We start from the raw sequence: 21,070 nt of genomic DNA on the forward strand, positions 1-21,070 counted from the left end.
GGTTGTCCGTGGTTGCCTCGTGCGCAGGTCTAAGGGTGCCATGCCGGGTTCCTCCTGCCCGCATCGGCATAGGGGCTGTGACAGGGCGCACGACACCGTACTGCGGCCTCGGCCCCGGAAGGCCGGTCACACGGGGACGCCGACGCCCGCCAGGTTCTCGATCATCCGGTGGGAACTGGGCCCGACCAGCGCCGCCCATTCCCCGGGCGCGTCGGCCAGCCAGACGGCCGCGCGGGCGGCGAAGCCGGGCACGTGCCGGCCCAGGTCGACCAGGGCGCGATCGAAGCGGGTGGCGCCCTGAGGGGTGCGCACGAGCAGCAGTCCGACGCGGTGGACGAGGTCGCGCAGGTCGTCGCCGCCGTTGCGGGCGGCGGCATGCAGCAGTGCGTCCAGGACGTCGGTGTCGTCCTCGCGGGCGAGGAGCATGTCGCGCAGTTCGCGGCGCAGCGGACGCGAGGCGGGGATGCCGGGCGGGGTGAGGACGGCGGCGAGGGCGCAGCGCAGCCGCACGTCGCCGTCCTCCAGCAGCCCGGTGACCAGCGGTAGGAGCACGGGCCGGGCGGCGGGGCCCCGGTCGAGCCGCTGGTCCGCGTACGCGGCCACCTGCCCGGCGAGTTCCGGCCGCCCGCTCGCCGCCCGGCACAGCAGCGCGGCGAGCCGCCGGGCCAGGCCCGGCGGGGTCGCGTCGGCGAGTGCCCGCAGCGCATCCTCCGCGTCCGGCCGCTCCAGCCGGGCGGCGAAGGCCCCGAGGACCGGCTCGGGGTCGGTCAGCAGGGCTCCGGCCAACGCGTCCGGCGAGAACCGCGGGTCGCCCGCCGCGAAGTGCTCCAGCGCCCGCGGGAGGTAGCGGGCCCGGGTGTGCGGATCCTGGACGAGGAGGGCGAGCGCGCCGCCGTGCAGGGCGCGGTCGGCGGGGCGGGCGAGCAGGGTGAGGGCCGCGTAGCGCAGGAGAGCCCGGTCGCCTCCCGTGCTCACGTGCGGCGCGGCGCGCAGTCCGTGCGCCACCGCGGCGCGCCGCCGCGCGGGCCGCTCGTCGCGCGCCCACCGGTCGGCGGCGCGGCACACCGCCGACGGCTCCTCCTCGGCGAGCACCGCGAGCAGTTCGTCGGCCCGTGGATGCGCGCGGTCGACGAGCACGTCCGCCAGATCGTCCAGGGCGGTGTGGCGGTGGGTGTGCAGCAGCACCTGCGCGGCTGTGGCCACGGTCGCGTGCGGGGTGGCGGGCAGCGGCTGCTCGTCGTCGAACCAGCGGACGAGCTGGGGTTGCACGGCGGTGGGGTCGGCGGTGAGGAGTTGGGCGACGGCGTCCAGGAACCGGGGCCCGGCCTCGCACGGCGGCCGGTCGGCATGGACCAGCCGCCGCAGCAGTGCGCAGCGCACCTCCAGCGGAAGCCGTACGCCGGTCCAGAAGGGGGGCCCGAGCTCCTCCGGCACGGGCCGCTCCTGCCGCCGCCAGGCCACGATCCGGTCGGCGAGCAGCCGCAGCACGTCCGTGTACGGTGCCGCGTCGGGCAGGGCCGACAGCGTCCCGGCGAGCAGCCGTACGGCCCACCAGGACCGCGGGTCGGCGTCCAGCGCCTGCACCAGGTCCGCCAGACGGGAGGCCAGGTGACCGGCGCCGTGCTGGCGGGCGAGGCACAGCAGGGCCTGGATCACCGGCCCGATGCGGTGACGCGGCACGGGGTCGGTCTGCGCGTCCTCGCCGCGGTGGACGAGGGCGTGCAGCGCCTCGTCGAGGTCGAGGTGCATGCCCTGGAGCCAGTCGGCGAGCCCCTCGTGCGCGAAGCGGTAGCCGGGCCCGGCCGGTACGAGCAGGCCCTCGGCGAGCACGGCCGACGCCCAGCCCGAGCAGCCGCCCAGCCGTTCCGGCCCGACGCCCCACGGGAACACCGCCTCGAACGTCTCCCGGTCCAGGTCCCCCTGCCCAGGGCCGAGGCCGCGGCGGGCGGCCTCGTGCACCTGCCCGGCGACCTTGGCCGCCAGCCGGCGTACGGCCGTGCCGTGCAGGCCGTTGGCGGTGGCCAGCCGGGTGGCGATGCGCAGCGACATCAGGTCCAGGTAGGCGGAGAAGACCTCGTCCCGGCCGACGGGGCCGGCGAGCATGACCGGCGTTCCGGACGCGTCGGTGAGCTCGTCCCGGATCTCGGCGAGCATGCGCAGGGTGAGGGGGTGCCGGGCGTCGGTGCCGCCGAGGGCGCCCTCGGCGATGCCGTACCGCAGCCGGGCCTCCCGGGCCTCGTCCTCGGTGAGGTCGCCCAGTCGTACGCCCGCCGGACGGTCCAGCAGGTGGGACATCTCCTCCCAGTACTCCGGCCGGCAGGCCATCACCAGCCGCGCTCCCGTCTCCCGAAGCCACCGCAGGGTCCCGCCCGCCCAGTCGGGCAAGCGGCGGGCCGCCGCCGGGGACATCTCCTCGGGGGCGTCCAGGAGGAGCAGCAGGGGCCTGCCGAGCGAGCCGGCGAGGCGGGCGAGGCGCTCGGGTGTCATGTCCCCCGGGCCGGCCGGGGAGGGCAGGGAGGGCGGAGACGGGGCCTGCTTGCCGGCCACGACGGGGACGGCCCGGGTCAGCGCCCTGCGGACCGCGTCCGCCACCGATGTGTCGTCGTCCCGCAGGTCGCAGCCGCGCAGCCAGAGCGTGGGATGCCCGCTGCGGCCACGGCGCGCGGCGAGCGCGGCGAGTTCCGTCGTACGACCGCTGCCGGGTGCCCCGACGAGACCGATGACGGCCGCATCGCCTGCCGCGAAGGCGTCGAACTCGGCGGCCACACCTGCCCGTTCGACCGGCTCCGGGCCTCCCGTCCCGCCGGGCGGACCGTCCAGGCCCACCGATGCGCCGGTCAGTTCCAGCACCCCGGCGAGGTTCAGATCGGCCCCGAAGGCGGGGACCGTCGCGGCGTTCTCGGCGAGCAGCCCGGCGAGCGGGCCCGCCGCTGCGGCGCCCCCCGCACGCAGCGGTACGGCGAACCCGACGTCGCGATGACCGGAGCTGAGCGCGGTGCCGAGGACTCCGACGACGGCGCCGGTCCCGGCGTCGAGCACGGGGCCGCCGGCCGCTCCGCCACCCTGCCGCAACGCGTCCCGCCCCGCCGTGCCCACCGCCAGCTCGAGCGCGTCGTCGAGGCGGTGGAAACGGTCCGTGGCCGCGTATGTCACGGAGGCCGGGCCCAGCACCCGCGCCTCGCGCCAGCCTCCGGCGGCGATCCGCACATAGGTGCCGGTCCCTGCTCCGTCCCGCACGGTCACGGGCAGCGGCGGCACACCGAGCCCCTCGGTCCGTACGAGGGCCAGGTCCAGCGCGGGCAGCGGGGTGACCGCGTCGGCGGACACGATCCGGCGGCGGCCACCGGCCCCGTGCAGCACGATCCGGGGCAGGCCGTCGACGGCCTCGTGGCTGGTGATCAGCGTGCCGTGGTGGTCGGCCAGGAAGCCGGTGCCGCGGGGGCGGCCGGCCAGGTCGTGGATACGGACGAGACGGTCGTCGGGGACCGCCCCCTCCTCGTGCCCTGCCGTCCCGGGGCCGGGGATCGCCCCTCCCGCGTGCCCTGCTGTCCCGAGACCGGGGACCGCCCCCTCCTCGTGCCCTGCCGTCCCGGGGCCGGGGATCACCCCGCCCGCGTGCCCTGCTGTCCCGAGACCGGGGACCGCCCCCTCCTCGTGCCCTGCCGTCCCGGGGCCGGGGATCACCCCGCCCGCGTGCCCTGCTGTTCCGGGGCGGTCGGGAGAGCCTTGTGAGCTGTCGTCCGTCTCCCGGGACCGGTTCCGCGACGCCATCGTCGAGCCTCCCCGCCGTACACCCGTGCCCTCGTGTTCGACAGTAGGGGCGGGATGATCAGCGGGACAGATCGCTCTGTGAAAGCGCCCCCTTCCGCTCCCCTGGTTCACTCCGAGCGCCCGCACAAACGGGTGAAGGAACAGGGGCGGCTGGATAACCCTAGGGGTGGGGGAACCGAGGGGGGACCGTGGAGCGGCGGCAGTGGCGGTACCCGTGGCCGCCGCTCCACGGGCGGACACCCGATCCCCGAGCGGTCAGGCGAAGACGGCCAGACTCCTGGCCTTGCCCCGCTGCTCCTCGACGAGCGCGAGGAAGCGGCCCTCCGGGTCGAAGACGGCGACGGGACCGGAGCCCGCGTACGTCTCGGGCATCTCCAGCCGGACGCCGTTGGTGAGCAGCTTGGCCCGCCGGGCGTCGACGTCCCACCGGGGGAAGGCGGCAGCGGCGGCCTCGGCCATCGGCATCACGGTCAGCTCCTGCTGGAGCTGGTCGAGCGTGCGGGCCGCGTCCAGCTTGTAGGGGCCGACGCGGGTGCGGCGCAGGGCGGTGAGGTGACCGCCGACCCCCAGACCGGCGCCCAAGTCGCGGGCCAGGGCCCGGATGTAGGTACCGGAGGAGCAGACGACCGAGACGACCAGGTCGAGGACGGCCGTGCCGTCGTCGGCGACGGCGTCCCGGACGTCGTACACGCCGAAGGACGAGACCGTGACCGGCCGGGCCGGGATCTCGAACTCCTCGCCCTCGCGGGCCCGCTTGTACGACCGCACGCCGTTGATCTTGATGGCGCTGACCTTGGAGGGCACCTGCATGATGGCGCCGGTCAGCGCGGCGATGCCGGCGTCGATGGCGTCGCGGGTGACCTTGGAAGCGTCCACGGAGGAGGTGATCTCCCCCTCGGCGTCGTCCGTGAGGGTGTTCTGCCCGAGCCGGATGGTGCCCAGGTACTCCTTCTCGGTCAGCGCGAGGTGGCCGAGGAGCTTGGTGGCCTTCTCGACGCCGAGGACGAGGACGCCCGTCGCCATCGGGTCGAGGGTGCCGGCGTGCCCGACGCGTCGCGTCCTGGCGATGCCGCGCATCTTGGCGACGACGTCGTGCGAAGTGAAGCCCGACGGCTTGTCGACGATGACAAGGCCGTCGGGCGTGGTGTGCTTCTGGGTCATTCGGCGCTGTCGTCCGTCTCGTCGTCCTCGTCGGGCTTGCGGTACGGGTCGGCGTCGCCGGCGTACTTGGCGCCGGCGGACGCCTCGCGCACCTTCTCGTCGGACTGGCGCGCCTTGTCGAGGAGGTCCTCGATCGTGCGGGCGTTGTCCGGCAGGGCGTCCATGACGAAGGTCAGGGTCGGCGTGAACTTCACACCGGCGGCCCGGCCCACCTCGGAGCGCAGGACGCCCTTGGCGCTCTCCAGGCCGGCTGCGGCCGCCACGCGCTCCTCGTCGTCCCCGTACACCGTGTAGAAGACGGTCGCCTCCCTGAGGTCACCCGTGACCCGGGTGTCCGTGATGGTGACGTGCGAGCCGAGCCGCGGGTCCTTGATCCCGCGCTGCAGCTTCTGGGCCACCACCTCTCGGATGAGGTCCGCCAGCCTTTTGGCGCGCGCGTTGTCGGCCACTGGTCCGTCTCCTTAAGTGCTTTCTTGTTGCTTCAGTCTTCGTCGCTGTGGAGCCTGCGTCGAACCGAGAGCAGTTCGACTTCGGGCCGCCCGGCGACGAGCCGCTCACAGCGGTCCAGTACGTCGGTGAGGTGCCCGGTCTCCCCCGAGACCATCGCGAGCCCGATCTCGGCCCTGCGGTGGAGGTCCTGGTGACCCGTCTCCGCCGCGCTCACCCCGTACTTGCGCTGGAGTTCGGCCACGATCGGACGGACGACAGAGCGTTTTTCCTTGAGCGAGTGGACGTCGCCGAGGAGCAGATCGAAGGACAGAGTCCCCACATACATGTGTGTATCCGGATGTCCCGCCGGTTCGGGGTACGGGCGCCACGCTTCGACGCCGATACGGGAACCGTACACGCAACGGCCGGGGCCGATCGACGGAATAAGTCCCGCCGATCGGCCCCGATCGTGGCTCAGGTCAGACGCGCGGCTTCTCGCGCATCTCGTACGTCGCGATGACGTCGTCGACCTTGATGTCGTTGAAGTTGCCGAGGTTGATACCGCCCTCGAAGCCTTCGCGGATCTCGGTGACGTCGTCCTTGAAGCGACGCAGACCCTCGATGTTGAGGTTCTCCGCGACCACCTTGCCGTCGCGGATGAGGCGCGCCTTGGTGTTGCGCTTGACCTCGCCGGAGCGGATGAGAACACCCGCGATGTTGCCCAGCTTGGACGACTTGAAGACCTCGCGGATCTCCGCCGTACCGAGCTCGACCTCTTCGTACTCCGGCTTGAGCATGCCCTTGAGGGCCGCCTCGATCTCCTCGATCGCCTGGTAGATGACCGAGTAGTACCGGACGTCGACACCCTCGCGCTCGGCCATCTGCTGCGCACGCCCGGCGGCGCGCACGTTGAAGCCGATGACGATGGCGTCGGAGCCCATGGCCAGGTCGATGTCGGACTCCGTGACCGCACCGACACCGCGGTGCAGGACGCGGATGTCGACCTCTTCGCCGACGTCCAGCTGGAGCAGCGAGGACTCGAGCGCCTCGACGGATCCGGAAGCGTCACCCTTGATGATCAGGTTCAGCTGCTGGACCTCGCCGGCCTTGAGCACCTTGTCCAGGTCCTCCAGCGACACGCGGCGCGTGCGCTTGGCGAACGCGGCGTTGCGCTCACGGGCGGCGCGCTTCTCGGCGATCTGACGGGCCGTACGGTCCTCGTCGACCACCAGGAAGTTGTCGCCCGCACCCGGGACGTTGGTCAGGCCCAGGACCTGAACCGGCGTCGAGGGACCGGCCTCGGCAACGCTGTTGCCGTTGTCGTCGTGCATCGCCCGGACTCGGCCGTACGCGTCGCCGACCACCATGGTGTCGCCGACCCGCAGCGTGCCTCGCTGGACGAGGACCGTCGACACGGCACCGCGGCCGCGGTCGAGACGGGACTCGATCGAGATGCCCTGCGCGTCCTGGTTCGGGTTGGCCCGCAGGTCGAGCGAGGCGTCGGCCGTGAGGATCACGGCCTCCAGCAGGGAGTCGATGTGCAGACCCTGCTTGGCGGAGATGTCGACGAACATGGTGTCGCCGCCGTACTCCTCGGCCACCAGGCCGTACTCGGTCAGCTGACCGCGCACCTTGGTCGGGTCGGCGCCCTCGACGTCGATCTTGTTGACCGCGACGACGATCGGGACCTCGGCCGCCTTGGCGTGGTTGAGCGCCTCGACCGTCTGCGGCATGACGCCGTCGTTGGCCGCGACGACCAGGATCGCGATGTCGGTCGACCTCGCACCACGGGCACGCATGGCGGTGAACGCCTCGTGACCCGGGGTGTCGATGAAGGTGATCTTGCGCTCTTCTTCGTTGACCTCGGTCGCGACCTGGTAGGCACCGATGTGCTGGGTGATGCCGCCGGCCTCGCCCGCGATGACGTTCGTCTTGCGGATGGCGTCGAGGAGCCGGGTCTTACCGTGGTCGACGTGACCCATGACGGTGACGACGGGCGGACGGACCATCAGGTCCTCCTCGTCGCCCTCGTCCTCGCCGAACTCGATGTCGAAGGACTCGAGGAGCTCGCGGTCCTCCTCCTCGGGGCTGACGATCTGAACCGTGTAGTTCATCTCGTCGGCGAGGAGCTGCAGCGTCTCGTCGGAGACGGACTGCGTGGCCGTGACCATCTCGCCGAGGTTCATCATGACCGCGACGAGCGACGCCGGGTTGGCGTTGATCTTCTCCGCGAAGTCGGTGAGCGAGGCACCGCGCGACAGGCGAACGGTCTCGCCGTTGCCGCGAGGCAGCATCACACCGCCGACCGACGGGGCCTGCATGGCCTCGTACTCCTGGCGCCTCTGCCGCTTCGACTTGCGACCACGACGCGCCGGACCGCCGGGACGGCCGAACGCACCCTGCGTGCCACCGCGGCCACCGGGACCACCGGGACGACCACCGAAGCCGGGACGGCCACCGCCACCGGGACCACCCGGACGGCCGGCGAAACCGCCGCCACCGCCACCGGGACCACCGGGACGACCGGCGAAACCGCCGCCGCCACCGGGACGACCGGCGAAGCCGCCGCCACCCGGGCGACCGCCGCCGCCACCGGGACGACCGCCGCCACCGGGACCGCGGCCGCCGGGGCCACCGCCACCGGGACGCGGGCCGGCAGCCGGACGCTGCGGCATCATGCCGGGGTTCGGACGCGGACCGCCGGGACCGCCGCCGGGACGCGGGCCGCCGCCCTGCGGACGGGGCATGCCGCCCGGGGTCGGACGCGCGCCGCCCGGAGCCTGCGGACGAGGACCGCCGCCGGCACCCTGCGGACGGGGACCGCCCTGGCCGCCCTGGCCCTGCGGACGCGGGGCGCCACCGGGCGCACCGGGGCCGCCCGGACGCGGGGCGCCGCCCGGACGGGGCGCCTGCGGGCGCGCCATGCCGGTGGAGCCGCCGGAGGTGAAGGGGTTGTTGCCCGGACGGGGGCCCGCCGGACGGGCACCGGGACGCGGGGCGCCGCCACCCTGGCGCGGAGCGCCGGGACGGTCGCCGCGGTCACCACGGCCCTGGCCGCCCTGGCCGGGACCGCCCGGACGCGGAGCACCCGGACGCGGCGCCTGGCCGGCCGGACGCGGGGCGCCCGGACGCGGGCCGGAACCCTGGGACGAGGAGGACGACGACGGCGACGACGGCGAGGACGGCGCGGCAGGAGCCGACGGGGGTGCCGTGAACTCGGGCGTGGTCGGAGCCGGGGACGCCGGGGCGGGCCGCGGCGCGGGCTTCGGGCCCGGGGTGGGACGGGGGCCGGGAGTGGCCGACGCGGCGGGGGCCGCGGGCTTCTCGGCGGCGGCCGGCTTGGGGGCCGGCGGGCGCGGGGCTGCCGGACGGGCAGCCTGCGCGGGAGAGGGGGCACCCGGCTTTGCCGGGGCAGCCTTGCGGGCAGGGGCGGGCTTGCCGCCTCCGCTGCCCTGCTGGAGGGCGTCCGTCAGCTTGCGTACAACGGGCGCTTCGATGGTCGAAGACGCCGAACGGACGAATTCACCGAGTTCCTGGAGCTTGGCCATGACGACCTTGCTCTCGACGCCGAACTCCTTGGCGAGTTCGTAGACCCGGACCTTAGCCACTTCGCTCCTTTGAGGTCCGGGTTGCGTCCGGACCGTCGCTAGTTCATGGGCGTACTCATCGCGTACTCATCGAGTGCTCATCGCAATCTCGACCTGCTTTCGACTCGCGAGGTACCTAGCCGCACGGGGTTCCGTGCGGCACGTCTTACCGTGTTGCCTGCTCGGCAACTGTCGTCTGCTCGACGTACTGGCGCAACGCCTTTGTGTCGAGCGGTCCCGGGACGCGCAGTGCCCTCGGGAACGCCCGGCGGCGTACCGCCTGGTCGAGACAGACCGGTGCGGGGTGAACGTACGCACCCCGGCCGGGCAGCGTACCGCGTGGATCAGGGACGCATGCGTCCTTGATCGCTACGATCCGCAGCAGTTCGGCCTTTGCCGCTCGCTCCCGACACCCCACACAGGTGCGTTCAGGGCATGCGCGGGCGCGCGTCCGGCCAGACACTGCTAAGTCTACCTCCCCGTACGCTCCTCACCCCTTTGGGGCAGGATTCGAACAGTTGCCGCGCGTGAACCTGTCGTGATCTGAACGGCGCGCGGCTCGGATCTATTCCTCGGAGCCGGCCGCGGCCGGTTCGGTGTCCGGACGGATGTCGATCCGCCAGCCGGTCAGCCGGGCCGCGAGGCGGGCGTTCTGCCCCTCCTTGCCGATGGCCAGGGACAGCTGGTAATCGGGCACGGTCACCCGGGCCGACCGGGTCGCCATGTCCACGATCTCCACCTTGGAGACCCGGGCCGGGGACAGCGCGTTCGCCACCATGTCGGCCGGGTCGTCCGACCAGTCCACGATGTCGATCTTCTCACCGTTCAGCTCGGCCATGACGTTGCGCACGCGGCCGCCCATGGGACCGATGCAGGCGCCCTTGGCGTTCAGGCCGGAGCGGGTGGACCGTACGGCGATCTTCGTGCGGTGACCGGCCTCACGGGCGATCGCGGAGATCTCCACCGAACCGTCGGCGATCTCCGGCACCTCCAGGGCGAAGAGCTTCTTCACCAGGTTGGGGTGCGTGCGCGACAGCGTCACGGACGGGCCGCGGACGCCCTTGGCCACCCGGACGACGTACGAGCGCAGCCGCATGCCGTGCGGGTAGGTCTCGCCCGGCACCTGCTCCTGCACGGGCAGGATGGCCTCGAGCTTGCCGATGTCGACGAGCACGTTCTTCGGGTCGCGGCCCTGCTGGACCACGCCGGTGACGATGTCGCCCTCACGGCCGGCGTACTCGCCGAGCGTCGCGTCGTCCTCGGCGTCGCGCAGGCGCTGCAGGATGACCTGCTTGGCCGTGGTGGCGGCGATACGGCCGAAACCGGACGGGGTGTCGTCGAACTCGCGGGCCTCCTGGCCCTCCTCGAGGTCGTCGGGGTCCTCCTTCGCCCACACGGTCACATGGCCGGTCTCCCGGTTGAGCTCCACGCGCGCGTGGCGGCGGCTTCCCTCGGTGCGGTGGTAGGCGATGAGGAGGGCCGACTCGATCGCCTCGACCAGCAGGGGGAAGGAGATCTCCTTCTCCCGAACCAAGCCCCGCAGGGCGCTCATGTCGATGTCCACGGCTACGCCTCCTCTTCCTTCTTGTTGTCCTTGCGGCTGAACTCGACCTGGACACGCGCCCGGACGATGTCGTCGAAGGCGAGTCTGCGCGCGGTGGCCTTGCGGCCCTTCACCCCGGGCACCTCGGTGTCGACACCCTCGTCGTCGACCTTCAGGATCCTGGCGACCAGCTCGCCGCCCTCGGCCAGCTGGAACTTCACCAGCCGGTCGGTGGCGCGCACGTAGTGGCGGTGTTCCGTGAGGGGGCGCTCCGCGCCCGGGGTGCCGACCTCGAGGGTGTACTCGCCCTCGCCCATCGCGTCCGTCTCGTCGAGCTTCGCCGAGAGCGCGCGGCTCACATCGGCGATCTGGTCCAGGTCGGCGCCCGTGTCCGAGTCGACGACGACGCGCAGCACACGCTTGCGTCCGACGGAGTCCACCTCGATCTCCTCGAGATCCAGGCCCTGGGAGCTGACGAGCGGTTCCAGTAGCTCTCGCAGCCTCTCGCTCTGGGTGGTGCTCATCCGGGTGACTCCTCGGCCGCGTGTGCTGTTGTGGGATGGGTCGCGTGTCTGGTCAAAGGGTATCCGGTCGCGGGGAGTGTTGCCGTCCACCCGGTCACGAACAGTGCCGCTGAGTGATGCCGGGCGGAGGCCCGGGTACCGTGATCACGGGCGCGCAGCCCTTGCGGTCCCTTCTTTCTCGAATGTTTCTCGAATGTTTCTCGACACGAGCCCCGAGGACGTCTGACGTGCCGTTCCCCCCATCGCCGCGTGCCCGCTCGGGGCCGCGCAGAAGGAGTCTGCTCGCCGTCGCCCCGGCGGCCCTCGCCCTGACGGGCTGCACCGGCGACTCCGGTGGCCCGGCCGGAGACGGTACGTCGGCCGCCGACCGGGCACGCGCGCGTGCGGCCCGCGACAGCGAGGGGCTGGCGGAGCGCTACGACGCGGTGATCGCCGCCCGACCGGGGCTCGCGGGCCGGCTGCGGCCGCTGCGCGAGGAGGTCGTCCGGCACGCGCAGGCGTTCGGCGGTGGCCGAAAAGCATCGCCTTCGGCATCCCCTTCCGTGTCACCCTCGGCGGCCTCTTCGGCCTCTTCGGCCTCTTCGGCCTCTTCGGCCTCTGGGGCCTCCGGGGCCTCTGGGGCCTCACCCTCTCCGTCCGCAGCCGTGCCGGGGAACGACAAGGACGCCCTCGCCGGACTCGCCGCGGCGGAGCGGGAGCTCGCGGACCGGCGGGTCAAGGCGCTGGGCGCGGTTCCGGGCGAGCTGGCGCGGCTGCTGGCGTCGGTCGCGGCGGCCGGGGCGGCGCATGTGTATCTGCTGACGGAGGGTGGCGCGTGAGCGAGGAGAAGGACCGGGAGCTGCGGGCTCTGCAGGCGGCGCTGGCGGCCGAGCACGCGGCGGTCTACGGGTACGGCGTCGTCGGCGGGAGGATCGGCGAGGGGCGGCGCACCGAGGCCGTCAGGGCGTACGACGCCCACCGGGCGCGCAGGGACGCGCTGGTGCGCGAGGTGAAGGACCTGGGGGGCCGGCCGGTGGCCGCGTCGGCCGGTTACGCGCTGCCCTTCCAGGTGCCGGACGCGGCGGCGGCCGTGCGGCTCGCCGCCGAGCTGGAGGACCGAGTGGCCGGGGTGTACGCCGACCTGGTGCGCGCGGCGGGCGGCGGGCGGCGGGCCCTGGCCGCCGAGGCGCTGCGGGAGGCGGCGGTGCGGGCGGTGCGCTGGCGCGGCGAGAGCGTAGCCTTCCCTGGGCTCGCCGAGCGGGCCGGCACGGCCCCGCCCTCGGCGGCGCCGACGGCGTGATCCGCGCAGGGCACGCACCGCGGACAGTACGAAGGGAACGACTCGCGCATGGTTTTCGAACCGCCGAAGCGTCTGGTGAGGGCGCTCGGTGAGACGGCGCCGGACGGTGACGACTGGCTGGAGAAGCTGCCCGCGGCGGCGCAGCAGGCCGTCGCACTACGCGAGTTGACCGTGGAGCGGGTGCAGGTGCCCGGTGGGCGCAGCAGCCTGGTCGTGCTGGTGCGGACGGCCGACGGGACACCCGCCGTGCTCAAGCTGGCGCCGGGCCGGGCCCGTCCGGAGGCGGAGCGGGCCGCGCTCGCGCACTGGGCCGGGCGGGGTGCCGTGCAGCTGCTCGAACCCGCGTCGACCGAGGGCGTGCTGCTGCTGGAACGGCTGCATCCGGACGTGTCGGTGCGGTCGCTGCCGGAGGCGAAGGCGCTGCTGGAGGCGGCGGGAACGCTGCGGCGGCTGTGGGTGGAGCCGCCCGCCGACTTCCCCTTCGAGACGGTGGCCGAGCGGACCGGGCGGCAGGCCGAGGCGATGCGGGCGCAGGCCCGGGCCGAGCCCGAGGTGGCCGCGCTGGTCGATCTGGCGCTGGCGGCGCGCGAGGAGTTGCTGACCGCGCCGCCCGAGCACCGGCTGCTGCACGGCACGTTCCGGCAGAGCAAGGTGCTCGGCGGGGAGCGGATGCCGTGGCTGGCCGTGGGGCCCGACCCGGTGGTCGGCGAGTGCGCCTTCGATCTGGCCCGGCTGGTCCGGGACCGGGTGGAGGACCTGATCGCCCAGCCGTCCGGAGCGGCCACGACCCGGCGCCGGGTGAAGCGGCTCGCCGAGTCCCTGGACGTGGACCAGGACCGGCTGCGGGGCTGGACGCTGTTCCGGGCCGTGGAGTCGGGCGTGCGTGCGGGGCGCGTCGGGCGGCCGCGGGATGCGGAACTGCTGCTGGAGTTCGCGGGCTGGCTGTAGGGCGTCGGGACCGAGGGGTGGGGTTCGAGGGGCGGGGTTCGAGGGGCGGGGCTGTCGAACCCCGCACCGGCGATCCGGCCCGGCTCGGGGCCCCGGAACACCGGAGCGTCGGGCGGGCTGAAAGGGGCGGGGCTGCGAACCAGCACCGGCGGCCCGGTCCGGCTCGCAGCCCCGGAGCCCCGGAGCCGCAGGCGGACTGAAAGGGACAGAGCTGCGAACCAGCATCGGCGGCCCGGTCCGGCTCGCAGCCCCAGAGCCCCGGAACCCAAAGCGGACTGACAGAGACAGAGCTACGAACCAGCACCGGCGGACCCGGTCCGGCTCGCAGCCCCAGAGCCCCGGGCGGACCGATTCGGTCAGCCCGCCCGGCCCTCTCGGTGCTACGCCGTGAGGCGGGCGACGGCCTCCTCGACCGTCAGTTCCTCGCGCTCGCCGGTACGGCGGTCCTTCAGTTCCACCACGCCGTCGGCGGCGCGCCGGCCGGCCACGAGGATCTGCGGTACGCCGATCAGCTCGGAGTCCGTGAACTTGACGCCCGGGGAGACGCCGGGGCGGTCGTCGACCAGGACGCGGACACCGGCCGCGGCCAGCTTCTGGGAGATGTCCAGGGCGAGTTCGGTCTGGAGGGCCTTGCCGGCGGCGACCACGTGCACGTCGGCCGGGGCGACCTCGGCGGGCCAGCACAGCCCCTTGTCGTCGGCGCTCTGCTCGGCGAGGGCGGCCACCGCACGGGAGACGCCGATGCCGTAGGAGCCCATGGTGACGCGGACCGGCTTGCCGTTCTGACCGAGGACGTCGAGCTTGAGGGCGTCGGCGTACTTGCGGCCCAGCTGGAAGATGTGGCCGATCTCGATGGCGCGGTCCAGGACCAGCCCCGTGCCGCACTTCGGGCAGGGGTCGCCCTCCTGGACGACCACGACGTCGACGTACGTGTCGACCTCGAAGTCGCGGCCCGCGACGACGTTCTTGGTGTGGGTGCCGGCCTTGTTGGCGCCGGTGATCCAGGCCGTGCCCGGGGCGACGCGCGGGTCGGCGATGTACGTGACCTTGTCCAGGCCCTGCGGTCCGACGTAGCCGCGGACCAGGTCGGGGCGGGCGGCGAAGTCCGTCTCGGTGACCAGTTCGACGGTGGCCGGGGCGAAGTGCGCCTCGACCTTGTCCATGTCGACCTCGCGGTCCCCGGGGACGCCGACGGCGACGATCTCGCCGTCGACCTTCACGAGGAGGTTCTTCAGCGTGGCGGAGGCGGGGACGCCGAGGGAGGCGGCGAGGGTCTCGATGGTCGGGGTGTCGGGGGTCGGGATGTCCTCGGCGGCCGGCACGTCCGAGGCGTCGACGGACGTCAGCTCGTACGTGATCGCCTCGGTGTTGGCGGCGAAGTCGCAGTTCGGGCAGTCGGCGAAGGTGTCCTCGCCGGCCTCGGCCGGGGCGAGGAACTCCTCGGACTTGGAGCCGCCCATCGCGCCGGCCGTCGCGGCGCAGATGCGGTAGTCGAGGCCGAGGCGCGCGAAGATCTTCTGGTAGGCCTCGCGGTGCAGGGCGTAGGACTTGGCGAGCCCCTCGTCCTCGGTGTCGAAGGAGTAGGAGTCCTTCATGAGGAACTCGCGGCCGCGCAGGATGCCGGCGCGGGGCCGGGCCTCGTCGCGGTACTTGTTCTGGATCTGGTAGAGGATGACCGGCAGGTCCTTGTAGGAGGACGCCTGGTCCTTCACCAGGAGGGTGAAGATCTCCTCGTGGGTGGGGCCGAGGAGGTAGTCGCCGCCCTTGCGGTCCTGCAGGCGGAACAGCTCGGGGCCGTACTCGTCCCAGCGGCCGGTGGCCTCGTAGGGCTCACGCGGGAGGATGGCGGGGAGCAGGACCTCCTGGGCGCCGACGGCGTCCATCTCCTCACGGACGATCCGCTCGACGTTGGCCAGCACCTTCTTGCCGAGGGGCAGCCAGCTCCAGACGCCGGCGGCGGTGCGGCGTACGTAGCCGGCGCGGACGAGGAGCTTGTGGCTGAGGACCTCGGCGTCCGCCGGGTCGTCGCGCAACGTCTTCGCCAACAACTGGGACATGCGCTGGACCGGTGCGTTTGCCATGGTTCCTCTGCTCCTGCTGCTGGGGGTCCCCCGCTCGAGCGGAGCCGAGAGCGGGGGAAGGTGATGGCAGGAGGTTATCCGGGGGTGCGCGGCGGCGGAAATCGGTTATCCGCGGGACAGGGGCAGCGGGGCGCCCATCACGGCGTACGGCTTCGGCGCGCTGGGGAAGAGGACCTGGCGGGCCAGGTCCTGGTAGCCGAGGGAGCGGTAGAGGGCGCGGGCCGGGCTGTCGGTGTCGATCGCGGAGAGGATCGAGCGGGGTTCGTCGGCGCCGTCGGTGATCGTGGTGATCAGGGAGCGTCCGAGGCCGCGGTTCTGGTGGGCCGGGTGAACGTGCAGTTCTGTGATCACGAAGGAGTCGTCGAGCCAGTGGTCGTTGTGCTGGGCGCGGAGGTAGGGCTCGACGACCGTGGACCACCAGTGGGTGCGGTCGTTGGGCATGCCGTAGACGAAACCCACGAGGTCTGCGCCGGCTGTGACGCCGAGGGCGCGGGCACCGGGGTAGGTCATGTGGCGCAGGACGATCTGGCGGCGGACGGCGACTTCGTCGGGGCCGAGGCCGAAGGCCACGGCTTGGACGGCCAGGGCCTCGTCGACGTGGGCGGAGAGGTCGAGTGGGCCGATCACGAGGTCCATGGCGGGGAGCCTACAGGGGCGGATTCGGTTGGCGTACGGGTGCGGACCGCATCGGGTTGCTCGCGCTCACGCGGCGCAGCCGCATATCGGCAGGCGGCCCGGGCCCCCGGGTCGGTTCCCCTCCGGCGCGATCAGAAGAGCACGCTCATGAAGGCGCCCACTTCCCTGAAGCCCACCCTCTGGTAGGCCCTCCTGGCCGCCGTGTTGAAGTCGTTGACGTAGAGGCTGACCACGGGGGCGACGTCGGCGAGGGCGTAGCGCAGTACGGCCGCCATGCCCGGGGCGGCCAGGCCGGTGCCCCGGTGTTCGGGGGCCACCCAGACGCCCTGGATCTGGCAGGCGCGGTCCGTCGCGGCGCCGATCTCGGCCTTGAAGACGACCCTGCCGTCCGCGTCGAAACGGGCGAAGGCGCGGCCGGAGCCGACGAGTTCGGCGACACGGGCCTGGTAGAGCAGGCCGCCGTCGCCGGCCAGCGGGGAGACGCCGACCTCTTCGGTGAACATGGCCACGCACGCCGGCATGACCGTCTCCATCTCGTCCTTGCGGACGCGACGGACGTAGGGGTCCGGGGTGATGTCGGCCGGGAGACGGTCGGTGACCATGAGCGGCTGATGGCGGCGGACGTCGCGGGCCGGGCCCCACTGGGGTTCCAGGAGGCGCCACAGGTCGGAGGTGGCGCCGGAGGGGCCGACGATGGAGGAGCAGCGGCGACCGGCGCGGCGGGCGCGGTCGGCGAAGGCGCGGACGGCGCGCGGCCCCGCGCAGATCGGGACCAGGTTGGCGCCGGCGTAGCAGAGGGAGGTGAGTATGCCGTCCTCGTACCAGCCCCACATCTCACCGCCGAGCCGCCACGGGTCGAGTCCGGCGATCTGAACGCGGGACGTCACGAAGGCGTTCACGACCGGCTCGCGGTCGAGGACGGCGAGCGCGGCGTCCAGGTCGCTCGGTTCGAGGACCCGTGAGGTGGTCTGCGTCAACACGTGCGGGCCTCACGAACTGGGGTTGCTGGTCTCCGCACTATAGCCGCGCTGCTTGGGCGGGACGCCTCGGAGCTCGGGAGCGACGGTTTTCCGGCGTCAGCGGGTGCGGTGTGGCTTGTCGCGCGGTTCCCCGCGCCCCCGCACAGCGGGGCACGGGGAAGCCGCCGGTCCGCGAGGTTCAGCCCGCGACCGCCACCGACGGTTCGCCCGAGGTCACGCCGTCCTTCTCCATCTGCTCGGCGAGCTTCATGGCCTCCTCGATGAGGGTCTCCACGATCTTGGACTCGGGGACGGTCTTGATGACCTCGCCCTTGACGAAGATCTGGCCCTTGCCGTTGCCGGAGGCGACGCCGAGGTCGGCCTCGCGGGCCTCGCCGGGGCCGTTCACGACGCAGCCCATGACGGCGACGCGCAGCGGGACCTCCATGCCGGTGAGGCCGGCCGTGACCTCCTCGGCGAGCTTGTAGACGTCGACCTGGGCGCGACCGCAGGACGGGCAGGAGACGATCTCCAGGCCGCGCTCCTTGAGGTTCAGGGACTCCAGGATCTGGATGCCGACCTTGACCTCCTCGGCGGGCGGCGCGGAGAGCGAGACGCGGATCGTGTCGCCGATGCCCTGGGAGAGGAGCGCGCCGAAGGCCACCGCCGACTTGATCGTGCCCTGGAAGGCGGGGCCCGCCTCCGTGACGCCCAGGTGCAGCGGGTAGTCGCACTGGGCGGCGAGCTGCTTGTAGGCCTCGATCATGACGACCGGGTCGTTGTGCTTGACGGAGATCTTGATGTCGCGGAAGTCGTGCTCCTCGAAGAGGGACGCCTCCCACAGGGCCGACTCGACCAGGGCCTCGGGGGTCGCCTTGCCGTACTTCTGCAGCAGGCGCCGGTCGAGCGAGCCGGCGTTGACGCCGATGCGGATCGGGGTGCCATGGTCCCGGGCCGCCTTGGCGATCTCCTTGACCTTGTCGTCGAACTGCTTGATGTTGCCCGGGTTGACGCGGACCGCCGCACAGCCGGCCTCGATGGCCGCGAACACGTACTTCGGCTGGAAGTGGATGTCGGCGATGACCGGGATCTGCGACTTGCGGGCGATGGTGGCGAGGGCGTCCGCGTCGTCCTGGGTCGGGCAGGCGACGCGGACGATCTGGCAGCCGGACGCGGTGAGTTCGGCGATCTGCTGGAGGGTCGCGCCGATGTCGGACGTCCGCGTGGTGGTCATCGACTGGACCGAGACGGGGGCGTCTCCGCCGACCGCCACGGACCCGACCTGGATCTGGCGGCTCTTCCGGCGCTCGGCGAGCTTGGTCGGAACGGACGGCATGCCGAGAGAAATCGCAGTCATCTGCTGTGCAACCCCAAGTCGTGGATCAAGGTCCGGTCCCGTGAGCAGCGGGCTCCGAGCTTCGAGATTACGGCACATGCCTCGGGGCGAGCACATCCCACCCGCCGTGCCACTCGATGGGAGGCGGCCCGGCGAAAAGCCTGCCGGGCCGCCGTGAACGCCGTATGACTAGGAGATTTTCACCGGGTTGACCACGTCTGCGATCAGCACGAGGATCGTGAAGCAGATGAAGATCCCCGCGACGACGTAGGCGACCGGCATGAGCTTCGCCACGTCGAAGGGGCCCGGGTCGGGGCGGCGCAGCAGCCTGGCGAGGTTGCGGCGCAGCGACTCCCACAGGGCGCCCGCGATGTGGCCGCCGTCGAGCGGCAGCAGCGGCAGCATGTTGAACAGGAACAGGGAGAGGTTGAAGCCGGCGACCAGCATCAGGGCCATGGCCAGCTGCTGGGTGGGCGGGATGTCGAGAGTGAAGATCTCACCGCCGACGCGGGCCGCGCCGACCACGCCCATCGGGGAGTCGGCCTCGCGCTCGGCGCCGTCGAAGGCCGCGTTCCAGAGCGCCGGCACCTTGCCGGGGAGTGCGGCCAGGGAGTCGACGGCCTCGCCGATCCGGTCGCCCATCCAGCTCACGGAGTCGCCGAAGTCCTGTTTGACCACGCCGGTGGCGGCGCTGAAGCCGAGGAAGCCGGCCTGGACGTACTGGCCCTCGACGATCTGGCCGCTCGCGTCCTTCTTGGCGACCTGGTTGGTGGCGATCTTCGCGTGCAGGGTGACGTCCTGGCCCTTGCGGTCGACGACGATCGGCACCTCCTTGCCGGGGGTGGCGCGGATCAGGTCGGACAGCTTGTTCCAGTCGTCGGTCTTCACCCCGTCGAAGGAGACGATCTTGTCGCCGGCCTTGAGGCCCGCCGCGGCGGCGGGGGCGGCCGGGTCGCCCTTCTCGCACTTGTCGCGGTTCTCGTTCTGCGCGATGACGCACTGGGAGACCGAGCTGACCGTGGTGGTCTGCTGGGTGATGCCGAAGCCCATCAGGACGGTGAGGAACAGCGCCACCGCCAGGACCAGGTTCATGAAGGGGCCCGCGAACATCACGATCACGCGCTTCCAGGGGGCGCGCGTGTAGAACATGCGCTTCTCGTCGCCCGGCCTGAGCTCCTCGTAGGCGGCGGTGCGGGCGTCCTCGATCATGCCGCGCCACGGGGAGGTGGAGCGGGCCTCCATCCGGCCGTCGGGGCCGGGCGGGAACATGCCGATCATGCGGATGTAGCCGCCGAACGGGATGGCCTTGATGCCGTACTCCGTCTCGCCCTTGTTGCGCGAGAAGAGCGTGGGGCCGAAGCCGACCATGTACTGCGGCACGCGGATGCCGAAGAGCTTGGCGGTGGACAGGTGCCCCAGCTCGTGCCACGCGATCGAGAACAGCAGGCCGACCGCGAAGAGGACTATGCCGAGGATGAACATCAGGGTCGTCATGCACGGGCCTCCGCCGTCTGTGCCGCCAGTTCCCGGGCCCGGGTCCGCGCCCAGGTCTCCGCTTCGAGGACGTCCGACACGGTGAGCGAGGTTCCCGTACGCGGGGTGCCGTGCTCCTCGACCACCCGGGTGACGGTGTCCATGATCCCGTCGAAGGGCAGTGCGCCCCGGCGGAACGCCTCCACGCACTCCTCGTTGGCCGCGTTGAACACCGCCGGGGCGGTGCCCGCGAGCTCGCCCACGTGCCGGGCGAGGTTCACCGAGGGGAAGGCCTCGTTGTCGAGCGGGAAGAACTCCCAGGTCGAGGCCTTGCTCCAGTCGAAGGTGGGTGCCGCGTCGGGCACCCGCTCGGGCCAGCCGAGGCCGATGGCGATGGGCCCGCGCATGTCGGGCGGGGTCGCCTGGGCCAGTGTCGATCCATCCGTGAACTCAACCATCGAGTGGACATACGACTGGGGATGCACGACCACCTCAATGCGGTCGAAGGGAATGTCGTAGAGGAGGTGCGCCTCGATGACCTCCAGGCCCTTGTTGACGAGGGTCGCGGAGTTGATCGTGATGACCGGGCCCATGGCCCAGGTGGGGTGCGCGAGGGCGTCCTCGACGGTGACGCTCGCGAGCTCGGCCCTCGTGCGACCGCGGAAGGGGCCGCCGGAGGCGGTGACGACCAGCTTGCGGACGTCGGCGCGGGTGCCCGCGGCCAGGGCCTGGAAGAGGGCGGCGTGCTCGGAGTCGACCGGGATGATCTGCCCGGGCTTGGCGAGGGCCTTGACCAGCGGGCCGCCGACGATGAGCGACTCCTTGTTGGCCAGTGCGAGGGTGCGGCCCGCCTCCAGGGCGGCCAGGGTCGGGGCGAGTCCGATGGAGCCGGTGATGCCGTTCAGGACGGTGTGGCAGTCGGACGCCGCCAGGTGGGTGGCCGCGTCCGGGCCGGCCAGGAGCTCGGGGAGCGGCTCGCCGGGGCCGTACTGCGCGGTGAGCGCCTCGCGCAGGGCCGGTACGACGTCCTCGCGGGCTACGGCGACCGTCCGTACCCGCAGCCGGTAGGCCTGCTCGGCGAGGAGGGCGATGCGGCCGCCGTTGGCCGACAGGCCGGTGACCCGGAACCGGTCGGGGTTGCGCAGCACGAGGTCGATGGCCTGGGTGCCGATGGACCCGGTGGAGCCGAGGATCACCACGTCCTTCGGTCCGTCTCCCGCTACGGGGTCGTAGACGAGGTGGGGATCGGCGAGGGGGGCTGGACTGTCGCTCATTGCTCCATTGTTGCCGTAAGGCCGGTGGGTGAGGACAGCGCATCCCCTTCCCGGGGGCGCGCGCCATAT

Annotated in this window: 17 protein-coding genes; 3 read left to right on the top strand and 14 right to left on the bottom strand. The window is 72.6% G+C overall.

Annotation, left to right across the window (positions count from 1 at the left end):
- Positions 1-126: 126 nt before the first annotated feature.
- The 8 genes from ACZ7EG_RS28925 to rimP form a co-directional block, all read right to left on the bottom strand.
- Positions 127-3,771: a trypsin-like peptidase domain-containing protein gene (locus ACZ7EG_RS28925; RefSeq protein WP_471085055.1), complete on the bottom strand. Its 3,645-nt coding sequence runs from the start codon at positions 3,769-3,771 to the stop codon at positions 127-129.
- Between the two features lie 255 nt (positions 3,772-4,026).
- Positions 4,027-4,932, bottom strand: a complete 906-nt coding sequence (gene truB, locus ACZ7EG_RS28930) for a tRNA pseudouridine(55) synthase TruB (RefSeq protein ID WP_471085058.1) — start codon at positions 4,930-4,932, stop codon at positions 4,027-4,029.
- A complete protein-coding gene (gene rbfA, locus ACZ7EG_RS28935) occupies positions 4,929-5,381 on the bottom strand; it encodes a 30S ribosome-binding factor RbfA (RefSeq protein ID WP_471085061.1) in 453 nt (150 codons plus the stop codon). The genes truB and rbfA overlap by 4 nt, the downstream gene beginning before the upstream one ends.
- A gap of 32 nt (positions 5,382-5,413) precedes the next feature.
- On the bottom strand, positions 5,414-5,707 hold the full coding sequence (locus ACZ7EG_RS28940) for a DUF503 domain-containing protein (RefSeq protein WP_471085064.1): 294 nt from the start codon (positions 5,705-5,707) through the stop codon (positions 5,414-5,416).
- A 133-nt stretch (positions 5,708-5,840) separates the two neighbouring features.
- Entirely contained in the window at positions 5,841-8,969 is a 3,129-nt protein-coding gene (gene infB, locus ACZ7EG_RS28945; protein WP_471085067.1) for a translation initiation factor IF-2, read from the bottom strand.
- A gap of 145 nt (positions 8,970-9,114) precedes the next feature.
- Entirely contained in the window at positions 9,115-9,411 is a 297-nt protein-coding gene (locus ACZ7EG_RS28950) for a YlxR family protein (protein WP_078955822.1), read from the bottom strand.
- 102 nt (positions 9,412-9,513) lie between these two features.
- Complete coding sequence (gene nusA / locus ACZ7EG_RS28955; RefSeq protein WP_104781352.1) at positions 9,514-10,512, bottom strand: transcription termination factor NusA; 999 nt, start codon at positions 10,510-10,512, stop codon at positions 9,514-9,516.
- Between the two features lie 2 nt (positions 10,513-10,514).
- Positions 10,515-11,015, bottom strand: coding sequence for a ribosome maturation factor RimP (gene rimP / locus ACZ7EG_RS28960; protein WP_031138321.1), 501 nt, complete (start codon positions 11,013-11,015; stop codon positions 10,515-10,517).
- Between the two features lie 227 nt (positions 11,016-11,242).
- Here rimP and ACZ7EG_RS28965 point away from each other — a divergent pair, with 227 nt between their 5' ends.
- From ACZ7EG_RS28965 to ACZ7EG_RS28975, 3 genes are read left to right on the top strand one after another with little or no spacing between them, the layout of a single operon-like run.
- Positions 11,243-11,833 (top strand): hypothetical protein, encoded by a 591-nt coding sequence (locus ACZ7EG_RS28965; protein ID WP_471085072.1) that lies wholly within the window; start codon positions 11,243-11,245, stop codon positions 11,831-11,833.
- Complete coding sequence (locus ACZ7EG_RS28970; RefSeq protein ID WP_471085075.1) at positions 11,830-12,294, top strand: ferritin-like domain-containing protein; 465 nt, start codon at positions 11,830-11,832, stop codon at positions 12,292-12,294. Before ACZ7EG_RS28965 ends, ACZ7EG_RS28970 begins: the two co-directional genes overlap by 4 nt.
- Positions 12,295-12,342: 48 nt before the next feature.
- On the top strand, positions 12,343-13,242 hold the full coding sequence (locus ACZ7EG_RS28975; RefSeq protein WP_471085078.1) for an aminoglycoside phosphotransferase family protein: 900 nt from the start codon (positions 12,343-12,345) through the stop codon (positions 13,240-13,242).
- A gap of 380 nt (positions 13,243-13,622) precedes the next feature.
- Here the strand turns inward: ACZ7EG_RS28975 and ACZ7EG_RS28980 are convergent, their stop codons facing one another.
- The 6 genes from ACZ7EG_RS28980 to dxr all read right to left on the bottom strand — a co-directional run bounded on the left by ACZ7EG_RS28980 (position 13,623) and on the right by dxr (position 21,001).
- Positions 13,623-15,323 (bottom strand): proline--tRNA ligase, encoded by a 1,701-nt coding sequence (locus ACZ7EG_RS28980; RefSeq protein ID WP_471085081.1) that lies wholly within the window; start codon positions 15,321-15,323, stop codon positions 13,623-13,625.
- A 105-nt stretch (positions 15,324-15,428) separates the two neighbouring features.
- Positions 15,429-15,959: a GNAT family N-acetyltransferase gene (locus ACZ7EG_RS28985; RefSeq protein ID WP_471085084.1), complete on the bottom strand. Its 531-nt coding sequence runs from the start codon at positions 15,957-15,959 to the stop codon at positions 15,429-15,431.
- Positions 15,960-16,090: 131 nt separating this feature from the next.
- Positions 16,091-16,939 (bottom strand): GNAT family N-acetyltransferase, encoded by an 849-nt coding sequence (locus ACZ7EG_RS28990; RefSeq protein WP_471085087.1) that lies wholly within the window; start codon positions 16,937-16,939, stop codon positions 16,091-16,093.
- A 178-nt stretch (positions 16,940-17,117) separates the two neighbouring features.
- Positions 17,118-18,275: a flavodoxin-dependent (E)-4-hydroxy-3-methylbut-2-enyl-diphosphate synthase gene (gene ispG / locus ACZ7EG_RS28995; RefSeq protein WP_030853172.1), complete on the bottom strand. Its 1,158-nt coding sequence runs from the start codon at positions 18,273-18,275 to the stop codon at positions 17,118-17,120.
- Between the two features lie 168 nt (positions 18,276-18,443).
- Positions 18,444-19,736: a M50 family metallopeptidase gene (locus tag ACZ7EG_RS29000; protein WP_471085700.1), complete on the bottom strand. Its 1,293-nt coding sequence runs from the start codon at positions 19,734-19,736 to the stop codon at positions 18,444-18,446.
- An 8-nt stretch (positions 19,737-19,744) separates the two neighbouring features.
- On the bottom strand, positions 19,745-21,001 hold the full coding sequence (dxr, locus tag ACZ7EG_RS29005; RefSeq protein WP_471085090.1) for a 1-deoxy-D-xylulose-5-phosphate reductoisomerase: 1,257 nt from the start codon (positions 20,999-21,001) through the stop codon (positions 19,745-19,747).
- Positions 21,002-21,070: the final 69 nt, after the last annotated feature.

The organism is Streptomyces sp. NPDC037100 (genome assembly GCF_055606225.1).

Bases quoted from the DNA above. Each gene is read 5' to 3' on its own strand.
- ACZ7EG_RS28925 (WP_471085055.1), bottom strand. From the start codon at position 3,771: ATGGCGTCGCGGAACCGGTCCCGGGAGACGGACGACAGCTCACAAGGC.
- truB (WP_471085058.1), bottom strand. From the start codon at position 4,932: ATGACCCAGAAGCACACCACGCCCGACGGCCTTGTCATCGTCGACAAG.
- ACZ7EG_RS28940 (WP_471085064.1), bottom strand. From the start codon at position 5,707: ATGTATGTGGGGACTCTGTCCTTCGATCTGCTCCTCGGCGACGTCCAC.
- rimP (WP_031138321.1), bottom strand. From the start codon at position 11,015: ATGAGCACCACCCAGAGCGAGAGGCTGCGAGAGCTACTGGAACCGCTC.
- ACZ7EG_RS28975 (WP_471085078.1), top strand. From the start codon at position 12,343: ATGGTTTTCGAACCGCCGAAGCGTCTGGTGAGGGCGCTCGGTGAGACG.
- ACZ7EG_RS28980 (WP_471085081.1), bottom strand. From the start codon at position 15,323: ATGGCAAACGCACCGGTCCAGCGCATGTCCCAGTTGTTGGCGAAGACG.
- ACZ7EG_RS28985 (WP_471085084.1), bottom strand. From the start codon at position 15,959: ATGGACCTCGTGATCGGCCCACTCGACCTCTCCGCCCACGTCGACGAG.
- ispG (WP_030853172.1), bottom strand. From the start codon at position 18,275: ATGACTGCGATTTCTCTCGGCATGCCGTCCGTTCCGACCAAGCTCGCC.
- ACZ7EG_RS29000 (WP_471085700.1), bottom strand. From the start codon at position 19,736: ATGTTCATCCTCGGCATAGTCCTCTTCGCGGTCGGCCTGCTGTTCTCG.
- dxr (WP_471085090.1), bottom strand. From the start codon at position 21,001: ATGAGCGACAGTCCAGCCCCCCTCGCCGATCCCCACCTCGTCTACGAC.